General features: G+C 48.0%; 7 protein-coding genes and 1 riboswitch. Of the genes, 3 read left to right on the forward strand and 4 right to left on the reverse strand.

What is annotated here, in order from left to right; genetic code table 11:
• Positions 1–47: 47 nt before the first annotated feature.
• Positions 48–2,351, reverse strand: a complete 2,304-nt coding sequence (locus tag KTG12_RS13710) for a BamA/TamA family outer membrane protein (protein ID WP_155144152.1) — start codon at positions 2,349–2,351, stop codon at positions 48–50.
• On the reverse strand, positions 2,348–6,976 hold the full coding sequence (locus KTG12_RS13715) for a translocation/assembly module TamB domain-containing protein (protein WP_138273124.1): 4,629 nt from the start codon (positions 6,974–6,976) through the stop codon (positions 2,348–2,350). The genes KTG12_RS13710 and KTG12_RS13715 overlap by 4 nt, the downstream gene beginning before the upstream one ends.
• Positions 6,977–7,150: 174 nt before the next feature.
• Between KTG12_RS13715 and KTG12_RS13720 the strand changes: the two genes are divergently transcribed.
• Positions 7,151–7,939, forward strand: a complete 789-nt coding sequence (locus tag KTG12_RS13720; RefSeq protein WP_005633122.1) for an inositol monophosphatase family protein — start codon at positions 7,151–7,153, stop codon at positions 7,937–7,939.
• Between the two features lie 404 nt (positions 7,940–8,343).
• On the opposite strand, the gene KTG12_RS13725 is transcribed toward KTG12_RS13720, so the two are convergent.
• Together KTG12_RS13725 and KTG12_RS13730 are read right to left on the reverse strand one after the other, a co-directional pair.
• Entirely contained in the window at positions 8,344–9,882 is a 1,539-nt protein-coding gene (locus tag KTG12_RS13725; RefSeq protein ID WP_138273125.1) for an Ig-like domain-containing protein, read from the reverse strand.
• Positions 9,883–9,908: 26 nt separating this feature from the next.
• A complete protein-coding gene (locus KTG12_RS13730; protein WP_138273126.1) occupies positions 9,909–12,269 on the reverse strand; it encodes a TonB-dependent receptor in 2,361 nt (786 codons plus the stop codon).
• A 126-nt stretch (positions 12,270–12,395) separates the two neighbouring features.
• A riboswitch (cobalamin riboswitch) is annotated at positions 12,396–12,603 on the reverse strand.
• A 120-nt stretch (positions 12,604–12,723) separates the two neighbouring features.
• On the opposite strand from KTG12_RS13730, the gene KTG12_RS13735 reads away from it, so the two are divergent.
• Together KTG12_RS13735 and KTG12_RS13740 are read left to right on the forward strand one after the other, a co-directional pair.
• Complete coding sequence (locus KTG12_RS13735; protein WP_138273127.1) at positions 12,724–13,101, forward strand: thioesterase family protein; 378 nt, start codon at positions 12,724–12,726, stop codon at positions 13,099–13,101.
• Positions 13,102–13,468: 367 nt separating this feature from the next.
• Positions 13,469–13,831, forward strand: a complete 363-nt coding sequence (locus tag KTG12_RS13740; protein WP_005633128.1) for a hypothetical protein — start codon at positions 13,469–13,471, stop codon at positions 13,829–13,831.
• Positions 13,832–13,968: the final 137 nt, after the last annotated feature.

Below are 13,968 nucleotides of genomic sequence, written 5' to 3' on the forward strand. Positions count from 1 at the left end.
AACTCCAAGAGCCGTTCTTGAAGCGTAAGCATATTCGAAACCGTTTTTTAGAACGGATAACCGATTGCCAGATGGACGCCCATGCCGTCTTTGAAGTCCGGAATATTGTAATAGCCTTTCTTTCCCGTATCGTACGGTACGTGCAAGCCGATTCCCCAATCCAGGCGGATAACGAGGAAGGTCAGGTCGTAGCGTAGTCCGATACCGGTTCCTAAAGCCAGGTCTTTCAGGAAACGGCCCCATTTCAACTGTCCGCCGGGGCGGCTTTTGTCGTAGCGTAGCAGCCAAACGTTGCCGGCATCGAGGAAAGTCGCTCCGTGCAGATCGCCCAAAATCGGGAAACGGTATTCCAGATTGGCTTCAAATTTGATGTCACCGGTCTGATCCAAATAGCCGTATTTTGAGTCGGTCGGGCGATAACTGCCCGGTCCGATGCTTCGGATCGTGAAAGCCCGGATACTGTTGGCACCGCCTATATAAAATTGTTCGCTGTAAGGTGTCGTGATCGAATTGCCGTAGCTATATGCGACTCCGGCCATCAGGCGTCCGACCAGGTGTTGCTTCTTTCCGAGATAATAGTTGTATCGTATTTCGCTCGTCAGTTTGGCAAACTGGGCGAAGCGGTTCCCTAACAGTTTCTTATCCCGTTTGTTAAAGCTCTTACCGGCGATGGCATAGGCACCGTCGAGAATAAGGCCCGCCTGTGTGATGGAAGACTGCCACCAGAGATGGTTCTTTTTGGTAGTGATGGGAGAATCGTCATACGTGTATGTATAGCCCATCGACGGGATGAACTGGTTCTCGAGGCTTCGCCCCAACGCCTTGTTGACATCTACGATGGAGTCGAATTCATGCGTCGTATGCTGCAACAGCGAGTAGGTCAGCTTGAACGGCGTCACCGAATGGTGGCTGGTCGCCGATGGCTGGAACTCGTACGAGGCGCTTCCGCCGAATGCCAGCATCTTGAAGAATTTGGCACGGTTCAACTGATCCGCATAGATACAGAAAGAGGTACTGGAAGGGTATTTCGTATCATGCTTTATCAAACTGGGGAAAAGTACCCGCGGGAAAGTCAGCGTACCGCTGATACCGAACTCCCAGCTGTTGATCGCCGAGCTGTTGCCCGAAACCCGTTTGCCGGTCTGCCATTCGTAAGAACCGCGCATACTGACGCCGAATGTCTCCCCTCCTCCGAATATATTCCGTTTGGTAACGCTGAAAATGGCGCCCGGTCCTGTCTGGTCATTGCTCTTGGTAGTCACGTTCAGTTCCAGTTCTCCATCCAGAGGAAGGTCGTAAACGGTGTTGATCTGCAAGTTCAACGTATCGCAACGGCGGGCGGTATCTTTGGGGATATATTGCATTTCCGAATAACGGAAAATGCCGAGACGGGAGAAGCCGGTCTGGGTCTTTTCCTGCTGTTGCTGCGAATAGAGATCGCCGGGGCGGAATTTCAGCCGGTCGTACAGCACCTTCGGACGGATACGCAACTTCCCTTCGTAAAAGATGGTCATATCTTTATACCGGATGGAATCTGTCGGTGGCTCGTTGTTGTAGCCGTTCAGGAATACCGATATGTCGCCTATCTTCCAGGGGCGCAGTACGGTGCGTGGCAGCCCTGGCTTTGTGGAGATACGGAGCGCTACCTTTCCGGGATTCATGATCGTATCGGCCTGGTAGCTGATAAATTCGGGACGGAAATAGTAATACCCGTTGTTACGGAGTAGGGAAGATATGCGTTGGCGTTCGGCTTCGAGTTGTACGACATTGAAATTATCTCCGTCGCGCAGAAGCCGGTCGCCGATGTTGCGCTGGACGAGTGTGTCGATGCGATGCCGTAGCCGGACGTAAGCAATGCTGTCGTATGTGTAGGCATTGTTCATCTCCACCTTGTAGCTGATCTTTGCCTTTTTGGGGTTCTTGGGGTCCGGTTCCACCTCGTAGGAAGTAGCTCCGTTGAAGTATCCATATTCGCGAAGCAGGTTATAGGCTACCTTTGTCCGGACTTCCGGATTGACCGTGTTGATGAAGACGGGTTTGGATGCCAGTTTATTGAATATCCATTTACCCACTTTTCCCTTTCTGTTCACGAATGCATTGTACATCCATAGTCCGAACGGCAAAGGGATACGGATAGACGAACTCCCTAGCAGGGCGTTATTGGGCGGATAGGCAAGAGCGGCCTCTATTTCCGTCAGCGCCTCTTCCCCTTCCTTGCTTTTGTCCTCATTCGTCACTTCAATCTTCTTGATTCCCGTATATAAAACTTCCCCCTCCGGCAAATTCTTCGTTGTAGAGCAGGAAGCAAGCAGGAATAACGAAATATATGCAATATATTTGATGTGTTTCATTTTTTCTCTTCTGTTTGTTTGTCGTCCGTTACCGGTTTGGGCTTGTTTTTTTTAAAGATGAAGAGTTCACGGAGGTGAAGCATCTTTTTGCGCAGGACGATACCGGCACCGGTTTCTGTGATCTCGCCTTCCAGCAGACTCTCGTAGTTCTTGTCGTGGAAGAGCTTGATGTAGCGGGTTCCGCTGCCGTCGAGACGGTATTCGATCGAAACGTTGTCGATGAACTGCTGCGACTGTCCGGCGTTGACATCCTGTCCGGTCGAAACACGTCCGCCCAGTATGATACTGATCCGGTCGTTGTAGAACCGCTTGGCGAAGCGGAAGGAGAAGTCTGTCCGCTCCCCGCCCGATCCTGTGCCGTTCTGGTCGTACTGCTCCATGCCCAAAGTGATATCCACAGACTTCAAGGCGCTACCCGCGATATTGTTGATCTCGCTTTGCAGGAAGCTGTTCAGGGCGGCTCCCATATCGAGGCTCGGTTTCTTTCCGCCGCCGCCGACATCGCTCATGTTGAGGTACATCCCTGTGACAAGCATCGTAACGGCGATCTGCGAGCGTTGTCCTTCGCCCATCTTGTCCAGTTCCTGTTGCATGGATTGGTCTTCCGGTGCGGAGAGGATAAATTGCAGTTGCAGGTTCTCCAATGTCTGTTTGATCGCCACACCGACATTGAAGGTGACCAGACGTGAGCTGCCGTCGTCTTGTGTGACGGATGCCCGCATCCGTTCGGTTGCTGTCAGGTTCAGCATCGGGTCCATCGGGTTGCCGCTCCACTGGACGTAACTACCGTCCTGTATCGTGAACTCCTTGAGCGGAATAATCGGCATGGCATATTTTACCATGCCTCCCGAAAGTGTATAACGTCCGTTCAGGATCATTTCACCCTGTGTCGTATATTGGAATGACAAGTCGCCCCCTCCCTCCAGTTCCACACGGCTCGATTGGTCGGGGGTGATATCTGCGTTCAGACGGACGGCCTGGTCGATCCGGATCGTCATCAACATGTCCAGTCCGCCGATGGGCAGAGGTGCTTCCGGCCGGTGCCGGCGGGTCAGCAGCGTATCGGAGAAATCGGTAAAAGTCACAAGGTCTGCTAAGCGGTCTTGAGCCGTGAGCGGGGATTCCTGCATCACGTAAGTGACATTTGTCCCGCCCAACAGTTGTAAATCTCCTCGCATGATCAAGGCATCGAGCGGCCCCTTGACAGTCGAGTTGAGGTTGACAAGCAGCTTGCCGTACACCATGCTTTCCTTATTGCGTTTCACATTCAGCAGTTGCATGTCGTGGGCTGTCAGTTTCAAGTTTGCCGTCATTCGGGAAAGATTGTGAATGTCGATCGTTCCGTCGACTACGAACGGATTGATCCCCGATGCATAGATGTTGTATTTGTCGAAACTGATCAGATTATTCTTGATCTTGATATCCTGCTTGTCGAAACGGAAGGAAGAACCGACTGCCGTGACATATACCGCCGAGCTGTCCATCCGCACATACCCGTTGACGGCAGGGGCCGAGGTGGTTCCGGTTATCGCCAGTTCCCCTTGCAAGGCTCCCGTCAGTTTGGCCATCTTGTCCGGAATGAACGGGTTTACCATCTCCAATGGCAAGGCGGTGATGTTCATATTTCCGTCCAGATAATCCGTTTTTCCCATTTTGTAATAGGCATTGATCGCCGCAACCTCGTTACGGTCGCGGAAAAGGTGCATGTCGACCTGATGCTCCTTGTCGCTAAGTGGCAGGTAAACAGTGTTGAACATCAGTTCACCTACCCGTCCCCCTTCATAGAACAGGCTGTCGATATGAGCGTCCGCCACAACCATGAAGCTGCTGTCCGAAGGGGCATACTGCAAGTCGGCGCTAAGCATTCCTCGCATGGAAGGGAGGTCCGGGAATCCCTTCGTGATCGCATCTAGGTCTATCTGGCTTAGCTCGGCATGGATTTCTTCCATTCCTTCTTCTCCGGCAAGCGAGTGAATCCAGAGCGAAGCATTGTTTTCACCGGTCAGCCGGACATCGGCGGCAATATCCTTTATGTTGCGGTACAGGATATAATTATCGGTATTCAATTTAAATGTACGGAAAGCCAGTATCGGGTCTTCCGGGAAAAGATGCAGGCGCAATCCCTCTTTTTCCTTGTCGACACGAGCCCCTAACCGGATACCGGTTTTACCTTGGCCGTCGGTATATTCCAGTTTGGCATCGACAAAAGTGTTGCGGAGCTTTCCCAGCAAGCTGGCGGTGAAAGGTTGTTGTTTCCTGTATTTTGTCTTGATGACTTTCGTGTCGTACAACAAGCCGAGCGAATCCTGCCGGACAATGAGGCAGATCGTGTCGATCCGTGTTGTGTCCTGCATCAGGTTGAAGAGATCGGCATCGAGGAAGAAACCCTTTTCTGGTGAAGTGTTGGCTTCGATATTCAGGTTGTCGAAGGTAATATAATATTGTTGCAGGATGTTGTAGATCGGATTATCCTTACCGGCTGTGATTTTCAGGTCCATATCCGGGAGGAGAGGACGGAAAGATGGAATGTCGATCATCGAATCGCGTTCTAGCTGTTGGGTGAGACCTTCGTTTATTTTCGTGAACTTATCGGTCATCGTCTCGATATCCGCATTTCCGGTCAGGACGATTCCAAAGTCTCCGGCGTGGAAAGAGACGCGGGTAGTGTCTTTATCGCTGTGAGCGTGTAAAGTCAATGTTTTCGGGTGGAACTTACCGGTCGGATTTATCAGTTCCCAGTTACCGAGGGTAACGTCCACTTGGTTATTCTTTCCCATGTCTGTTTCCGCCTCTGCGAAAAGTTGGAAGGAGGTCGCCAGCGAATCATTCATAAAGTGCATGCCGTATAGGTCCAGGTTTTGCACGTCGGCGATTAGCATCGCATTCACTTTCTTCTTGTGGAGGGTTGCATTGAGCGACATATCCATCTTCGCAAGCGGATAATGGCTGAGCAGGTCGAATTTCAACAAGTTCTTTTCCAGCGAACCGTCTAACCTTACGTCGGATACGGCGTATGCCCCATACTCGATATTCGTAATCTTCCCCTCTAATTTAGCCCAAGTGGAAACGTGGAACGGATCATACCCTTTCCCCTCGGCACGGAACGAGGCGGCCAGGTGGTAAAGGGAATCTTTGGGTAAGAAATCGGTTGGTTTCAGGCTGTCAATCTTCAGGTCAGCCAAGTAAGACGCTTGTACGGGGTTATAACGTGCAGTCAGTCCGACCTTGCCTTCGCCTTGCGTGAGCAAAAGGTCGGCGCGGTACTCTTGGTTTTGCAAAGTCGCTTCCCCTTTCAGTTTCATTACCGGAAGGTTATAGCGTGACCGTTCGGATTCCGGTAGCATGCTGAGAACAAAGTCAAGATTCCCGGTTTGGGCATCCAGCTGAAACTTACCCGAACGGCGGATACTGTCTGCCACGGCTCTCATTTCTCCTGTGATATTCAGATTGAAGATGCCAGGCAGTTCGCCTTTCAGCTGGCGCAGCCGTAAAGCAGCCAGGTTCCCTTCTATTCCGGCTGTCAGGCTGATTTCTTTTTGGGGATAGGCTTGTTTGAACTCCTTGGGGAGAGGACCGGCAAAGATAAATACATCTTCTTTTCCTACCGAGGCTGTCAGCAGGCTATGGAGCGTACCGCTCGGTGTATTGTCGAACGTATTCCAGGGAACGGTTGCCAGCAGGCGGATCTCTGAGTAAGGTGTTTTCAACAGAAGCCCCGGAACCTGTATCGTCGTGCTGTCACTGCTGATGTCTCCGGTCAGTGAACTGAGCGTCAAACCCGAGCGGTCATTAGCAGAAAATTTTTTGATCCGTGCACTGATGTCCCTGCCTCCGTACAAAAGCGAATCGATCCGGATATTCACATCGTTCAAGGCTATATGTGCCGGATCGAAACCCGGCGCCGGGTCACTATAGCTACCGTCGTAGCTCAGGGAAGAGCCGGACAGCAGAAACTGGGATGCACTGTAGCGTGCCGATCCGAGGTCGACTATCCCGTCGGTTAATCCAGCCTTGTCGATATAAGTCGAAAGACGCAGCGAGTCGCCCGGTATCTGCATGGCAAACGCTACCCGATCCAGGTCGATTTGATCCAGCATCAATTTCCAGTTGACCGCCGTCGATGTCGTATCCTTGTTTGTTGTCGTGTCGTTCATCAGGAGAGTGATGGCTGTGTCCGAAAGGTCGATTTTGTTCAGCCGGGCGATCTCTTTTCCGAGGTCTATACGATCTGCTTTAGCATAGAGCTTTCCTAAAGTACCTTTGATCTCCATTCCCTCGATCAGGTTGCCTGTATTGGCTTTCACGCCGCGCAGGTCGATCGCATCCACCAAGACTTCTTTTTTCAGCAGTGGCAGCGGACGGATGTTGACTTGGAAACTTTCGAGTGACAATAACGTGTCGGGAGGAGTTATGACTTTCACGTCCCGGATCGTCAGATTCAGCGGGAAGGAAAGACGTATCTGCCCGATCCCGATATTCATACCGGTTGTTTCACTGGCATATTCGGTGGCTAGCCGCACAGCGAAATTCTGGAGGGGGGGTATATATAAAAGAATTGAAATCAAGATGACCAATACCACCGGTATCAGGCATATGATCCCTATTCGCTTCATCCAACGTCTCATTTGTTCTTATTGTGTGTTTTCGTTATAATCATAACGGTTAAAGGACCTGTTTTGTTTGACATTCCATTAACAAAAATAGGGAATAAATTAAAAATAAAGAAGTAATATCGATAAAACGGTAATAATAACTGCTTGGAGCCGTTATATTAAGGCTGAACATAAAAAGATTAAACGATGATTGGAATATCGGACCTGGAATACCTTTGTGCGGAAGTACGGCAAATAGCCCGTAAAGCCGGTGCATTTCTGCGTGATGAACGGCAAAAGTTCGATCGGGAGCGGGTGGAGGAAAAGAGTGCACACAATTATGTCTCGTATGTGGATAAAGAATCCGAACGGCGTCTGGTCGAACAACTTTCGACATTGCTTCCCGAAGCAGGGTTTATTGCCGAAGAGGGTTCGGGAAGCCTGACGGACGAGGAGTATTGTTGGGTGATCGATCCGCTCGACGGAACCTCCAACTATATCCATGATATGGCTCCTTACAGTGTCAGTATTGCCTTGCGGGATAGGGAAGAACTGTTGTTAGGTGTTGTATATGAGGTCTGTCGCAATGAATGTTTTTATGCTTGGAAAGGAAGTAAGGCTTATCTGGACGGTAAAGAAATACGGGTAACGGATGTAGCTGTTTTGGATAAGGCTTTTGTTGCGCTTGGTTTCCCCTATGATTCCGACCACTATCGTCCGGTCGCCCAAAAGCTGGTGGACCGTTTGTATGGTTATGCCGGGGGGACGAGGCTGTTGGGATCTGCTGCGGCCGAGCTCTGTTACGTCGCCTGTGGGCGATTCGATGCTCGGATAGAAGGACATCTCGGCCCGTGGGATGTTGCGGCAGGCGGCTTGATCCTGATGCAGGCGGGTGGCAGGCTGTCAGACTTTGCCGGTGGCGACACTTGGCCTTCTGCCGAGCAGGTGATGGCGAGTAACGGGGTGATACATGATAAGATCCTCCGCTTGTTGTAGTATTGTTTTTATCAATGCCGTTATTTCCTTTTCCAGTCCTTTTTGAGGGCTTTCTTTCGGATTAGGATGATTGGGATAAATATGATAGCTATCCAAAAGAGGCTGATCAACATAAGAGTTAGAAATGAAAGGTTCTCTGGCATCAATGCTTTGTCGGCCTGTTTATCGGGTATTGCTTCGGAATGTATCTTTTGGGCGGATAGATGAAAAAAGTCCTACCTATTTTTAGGTATGAATGTAAAGGGCAGAATGATTTATTTGTCGGAAAGAATCGTGATGAGGAGCGATATCCCTGCTAACAAGCCCTCGAAACTAATCAATTCTGGTGAAAGAGGTTGTGCCGAAACAGTCTTGTTCCCGCACAACCTTTTTATTTAAATAGATACAGGCAGATTAGGAACGGATCAATCGTTTTCTATCACACGGATCATGTCGAAGTAGAATTCGCCGGCTACTTCTGCTCCCTTTTCTACAACTCCTGTCTTTGTATCGTAGATGTAGATGATGGCATTAGTGTCGGCTTCAGTGTTCACACCGAAATAAGCTTTCTCGTTGAAGACGACAGAACGCTGTGAGAAACGGCCGCCACTGTAAGCGAGTTCTTTTCCTTCATAGCTCAAACGTGTCCTTTCGCCTGTAGTAAGATCGATGATAGAATAATAATGGCTGTAACTGTCAATTGCTGTACCAGCAGCATCGTTGCGTGCATAAGCTAGAGCTTTGCCGTTTCCCAAATACTGGATGGTGAGCAATTTACCGTCTGCATTCGGATATCCTTCGTAAGTGGCGTCGAAATCGATTTCACCATTGTTGATACGCAACAGGTGTCCTTGTTCCAAATCGCCCTTTTCGGTGATTGCGGCGAGGTAGAGGTTACCGCTTTCATCATACATTACGCAGTCTTGCATCAATTCGCCGTAGGCACTTCCCGCCATTTCTCGGGCAAGCGAGTTGCGCTTGTTGCTTTCTACCGCCAGAGTGACAGGATCGAGCACTGCTGTATAAAAAGCAGTAGTGGTTTTGCCGCTCTTTCCTGAAAGACCGTTCTTCCCGTAATAGAAATAGAACAGTTTTCCCGTTTTTTCATTATAGGTAAGGATGCCCGATGTGGTGAATTTCTTTGTTTCTTCTCCTGTAACCTCTGATTCCGGTAGTAGGATGTCCAGTGTGCCTTCTGCCAGAATCGACATATTATCGGTGTTCAGCTTACTCCAGATGACCTTGCTTGCATCGCCGTTGGCAGCCATGACAACAAGCGTGTTGTCATCTATCCAGGCATGGGTGTAGGAGCGTACTTTGTATGTATTTGTCTTAAAGGGAGATGATGCACATTCTATTACTTTGTTATCTTTGATCTGATATTTTACGAAACGGTCGTTGCTTGAAGGGATCTGATAGTAATATTTCCCTTTCGAGATGCTTTCCATCGAGTAGTCTCCCAATTCGGTTCCTTCACCTTTAACAGTGATAGTCCCCATATCGGCTGTCAGTTTATTGACGCTGTTGACAACCGTCGTGTTCTTGCTGCTCATGCCGCCATGTTTTCCTACGGTCAGAAACAGGTCGAAATGATACTTGCTTTCGTCGAAGGCAGGTGCATCGTTGGTTACAGTCACTTCACAAGTGGCAGTGAATCCACCGTCGTCCGTTTTTACCTTGATTGTAGTCGAACCTTCGGAAATTGCTGTTACAATACCATTTTCTATTGTAGCGATATTCGTGTCCGAACTGCTCCAAGCGACAGTTGTAACAGCTGCATTTTCAGGAACGACAGTCGCAGTCAGTGTTCCTGTAGTTCCTGTTTTTAGTGTTAATGTGGTAGGAGTGATCGTGACACCGGTCACAGACACGTTTTTCAAATCATCGTCATCAGAACAAGCCGTGAAACTAAGTGAGATCAGGGCTGTCATGAAGGTGAGTAATGCAAATTTGAACTTCTTCATTTTTTTCTTGTTTTTAAATATGAATGTTAATTGATAAATACTCTGAATTTTGCAAAGAATGCGCGTCCGGGTTTTTGCAGTTTATAGTTGTCATAAGCTGTTTCGTCGAGGAAATTAGAACATTCCAGTGAGATGTTGTAGCTGTCGTGTTTCCATGAATAGGTGATATTGGCATTGCAGATATGCTGTGAGGGTATACGGGCTTTGGTATCGCGGTTGCCATAGGCTTCCCATGTCAGGAAATACCAATGTACCCACTGGAATGTACAGCCTAAACGTAGCTTGTTGTCATGTAGTAGGAGGTTGTGGAACGTATAACTCGCCTCCGCGTTGCCGAATAGCCAGGGACGGTTGGGTACGTGGTTGTCGTATGTGGCGGATGGTTTGCCGTCTTCTTTGTATTTTTGTTGGTCACGGGCGTCTTGATAGCTGACGTTGGCCATGAGTTGTAATCGACCGTCCCAATCATAACGAATTTCCCCTTCTACGCCTTTGATATGGACGGCTGGATCATTGACAAACTGCATCATACCCTCTTTTTCAATGACGGAGGTTTGAATATAATTGTCCACATAACGTAGGAATCCGTTTGCCTCGTAATAGATAGTATGTCTGCCGGCAGGATGCCATGTGCCGAACAAGGCGAGATTGACGTTGTTGCTTTTTTCTGGTTTCAGCGCTACATTTGCATAAATGGTGGTTCCGTTGCCTAACAATTCACGGGCGATGGGCAAGCGTACGCTGTGTTCATAAGAAACCTTTACCGCTAATGGGTCGAAGAACATATAGCGCAGTCCGGTACCATATCCAAAGTAATTTTTGGTAGTAGAACCTTGCACTTTGTCCGATCCCGTCACGGTGGACTGGTCGGTCTGCCGGATATTCGGGTGATTCACATAATCTTTGGCAAAGAATACATTCTGCATTTTCCCATCAAAAAACGACTGGCTGTAGGTCAGTCCGATGATATGTTTGGTAACTGCATCGTTTGATGGTTCGAAACTTTGGTCCAAATCATCATAGCGATCATTTCCGGTCCGGTTCATATGATAATTCAGGTTAAGACCGTGATGTCCGTCCAGTTGGTAATCCAAATTGACACGCACGATAGTCAGAGGGCGTTTGTAATGACGTATAGAAGGTTCATTACCTCTGATTTCGTTGCGTTGACTCACGATATAGCCTCCATCCCAATAATATTTCCGATAAGCTGTATCGATAGTAATGGAATGATCCCATGTATGTGACAAAGTTGCTTTCAATGTCATGCCTTCGGTCATGAAATTATATTTGTTATAACGAACCGATACGTTCCATGCATCCGAATTACGTTCCGCCATACCATAAACTTTGGTTTGTATGGATCCGGTCTGCAGTTCCTTGTCTGTTTTGGAGTAGGAAGCGGAAACGAAAAGTTCGTCAGCCCAAAACTTACCTGTGATTCCAGCTTCTATCTGTGCCAATAGCGAAAAATAGCCGTCATGGAAACGTTTTGGGTTGCCGTAGATGAATTGATCACCTGTCTCATTGCGCATCTGCACGTCTTTCATCCGGTAGTCGTTTTTCGAATAGCTGATACCGATGGCAGGACGCACGACCAATCCGGTGTGCCGTTCCATAAACTGTGCGTTCAGGTTGGCACGATGTGTATGGAAGGAACCGATGCTATAAGAAGCGTCCATGAAACTTTTCTTTTCTGCCTGGGTGATAATGTTGACAGCTCCGCCTAATGCATCCGTCCCCAATGAGGCTGGTACTACGCCTTTATAGATTTCCACTCGGTCAATCAGGTTGACGGGCAGATTGGCGAGCGTCACATAGCTCCCTTTGCTATCCAAGGGAACACCGTCTATGAAATAGCGGACGGAATTACCTGACAGACCGTTGATCGAGAGGTCGAAATCGGAACCTACGCCTCCCTCTTCGCGTATTTTGACACCGCTTGTACGATTCACTAATTCATTCAGGCTATTAAGTGAATTAATGACAGGCTTAACGTCAAGAGCATTAACCGAAAGTGCGCTTTCTCTTACCTGTTGTGATTGTGTTTTCCCATACACCTCCACTGGACTTATGCTTACGGAACTTTCTTCCAGTTTGAAGTCGAGGGTTTTGTTGTGATGAAGGTCGAGTGAGGTTTTGATCGTTTGGTATCCTAAGGAGGATACGACGAATGTGTGTTTGCCAGGGGATACTTGTAGGGAATAAAGCCCACTGTCATCCGTATAAGTGCCGGAGACCGTGTTTTCGACGGCGATCGTTATCAACGACAGGGGCGTACCTTGCTGATCGGTGACTTTCCCGGAGAGCGTAATTTTGTTTTGTGCCGTCAGACTTAGTTGCAACAGGCAGACAAGCAAAAGGAATACATGTACAAAGACTTTCATTTTAATCCTTGATATAGTGTTCATGACTTGCTTAAGGGAATACACACAAGGAGAAATGATATCTTTATGTAAGGGGATAAAGAATGACTTGACTCGATGTTTTGTAGCTTTATTTCCCGAAAGCTTTAAAACTATGTTTGTTTTGGCAGGTCTTCTGACTTGTTCCGTCTTTGAATGCCTTCCCATCCGGTGACGGACAGTGGCTTGTAGCGTATTCAAAGATTTGGAGAGGAACTTACAGCAGCGGGTCTGTTCAGGATTCGCACCTGATTCCCTTTTCATCACGCCTCCCGTAGCGGTTGGGAGCCGTGAAACCAAAACTGTGGCAAAGGTATGAAAAAAGTCTGTCTGTACAAAAAACGGATTAAAAAACAAATTCATTATTTTTGGCGCCGGATTCGTTAGACTCCGTGAAAGAATAACAGAATGTGGAACGATTAAAAATGAAGTGACTATGTTGGAAAAAGGATTGAAACATATCAGCCGGACTGTCGTGCAGCCGGATAATTTCGCATTGACGATGGGATCGGGAGATTTGCCTGTATTGGCAACGCCGGCTTTGGTAGCATTGATGGAAAATGCGGCAATGTTGGCCGTAGCGGCTGAACTCCCCGAAGGGGCGACTACTGTCGGTGCTAAAATGGACATGATACATGTTCGTCCTTCCGGTGAAGGTGAGGAAGTGCATGCGGAAGCGACGCTGGTTGAGGTGGAAGGGCGAAAGTTGACCTTCTCGTTGGTTGCCAGGGATTCGGCAGATGTGATCGGCGAAGGCACGCATATCCGCTATATTGTCGACAGAGCGAAATTTTTGTTGAAACTGAAAGGCTAACCATCACTTCGATTGCTGCGAGAAAAGGAATATGAAGTTACCTATTTGTAGGTATTTACAGTCTGCTGAATAGTTATTTATGGTGATTTTATATTTCTTTTCCACCTTCTATCTTTGCCTCAATTTAAAATAATCAGATATAATCATAATTGCTAATTTGCATAGACAACGAAACTAAAATCGAAGAAGGCTTCTCGTGAGAGAGGCCTTTTTTATTTGAATGTATTCTACCGATAACTCGATCCTGAAAATGACTATATGTAGGTAGTATGGAGGTCTGTTTTACCTGTAAATAGGGATTGGATATTATCGTTAAATTTGCGAACTTTGTCACCTAAATGGCTGTTATGTCTATAGTTCTCGATAAATGGAAGGATTAAGGAAATATTTAAGGATTGCGCTCCCATTACTTTTCATATCGTATTTGGGATGCCTGATAGCTTTTACCCACGTTCATATAGTGAACGGGGTGACGATCGTCCACTCCCATCCCTATCAGAAAAATGACGACGGGACTCCCAAGAAAGAACATAACTACGCCGAGTTTCAGTTGCTGCACCAACTTTCGACTATTCAAATCAGCGGTGCTGCTTTTGCACAAGTGCTGATTGCTGCGTTTCTTGCAACATTTTGTGTTTTATCCACCTGTCCGGTTTATCCGGATCACCTTCGTCCCGTCCTGGGGAAGGTTTCGCTTCGTGCGCCACCATTTGTCTTTTTTAATAATTAATGACGGTACAAAAATCTACTTGTCCCTGCATCTTGCGGCGAGACCGTAAAAGAACATGCCTTATCAACCAGATGTTTTTATGGCCGGCTTTTATGTGATCTCGCGTCTAACGTGGGAACAAGGCGGTTCTGTATACC

This window comes from Parabacteroides sp. MSK.9.14, assembly GCF_019041495.1.
Lineage (GTDB): Bacteria > Bacteroidota > Bacteroidia > Bacteroidales > Tannerellaceae > Parabacteroides > Parabacteroides merdae.

Bases quoted from the DNA above. Each gene is read 5' to 3' on its own strand.
- KTG12_RS13710 (WP_155144152.1), bottom strand. From the start codon at position 2,351: ATGAAACACATCAAATATATTGCATATATTTCGTTATTCCTGCTTGCT.
- KTG12_RS13715 (WP_138273124.1), bottom strand. From the start codon at position 6,976: ATGAGACGTTGGATGAAGCGAATAGGGATCATATGCCTGATACCGGTG.
- KTG12_RS13720 (WP_005633122.1), top strand. From the start codon at position 7,151: ATGATTGGAATATCGGACCTGGAATACCTTTGTGCGGAAGTACGGCAA.
- KTG12_RS13725 (WP_138273125.1), bottom strand. From the start codon at position 9,882: ATGAAGAAGTTCAAATTTGCATTACTCACCTTCATGACAGCCCTGATC.
- KTG12_RS13730 (WP_138273126.1), bottom strand. From the start codon at position 12,269: ATGAAAGTCTTTGTACATGTATTCCTTTTGCTTGTCTGCCTGTTGCAA.
- KTG12_RS13735 (WP_138273127.1), top strand. From the start codon at position 12,724: ATGTTGGAAAAAGGATTGAAACATATCAGCCGGACTGTCGTGCAGCCG.
- KTG12_RS13740 (WP_005633128.1), top strand. From the start codon at position 13,469: ATGGAAGGATTAAGGAAATATTTAAGGATTGCGCTCCCATTACTTTTC.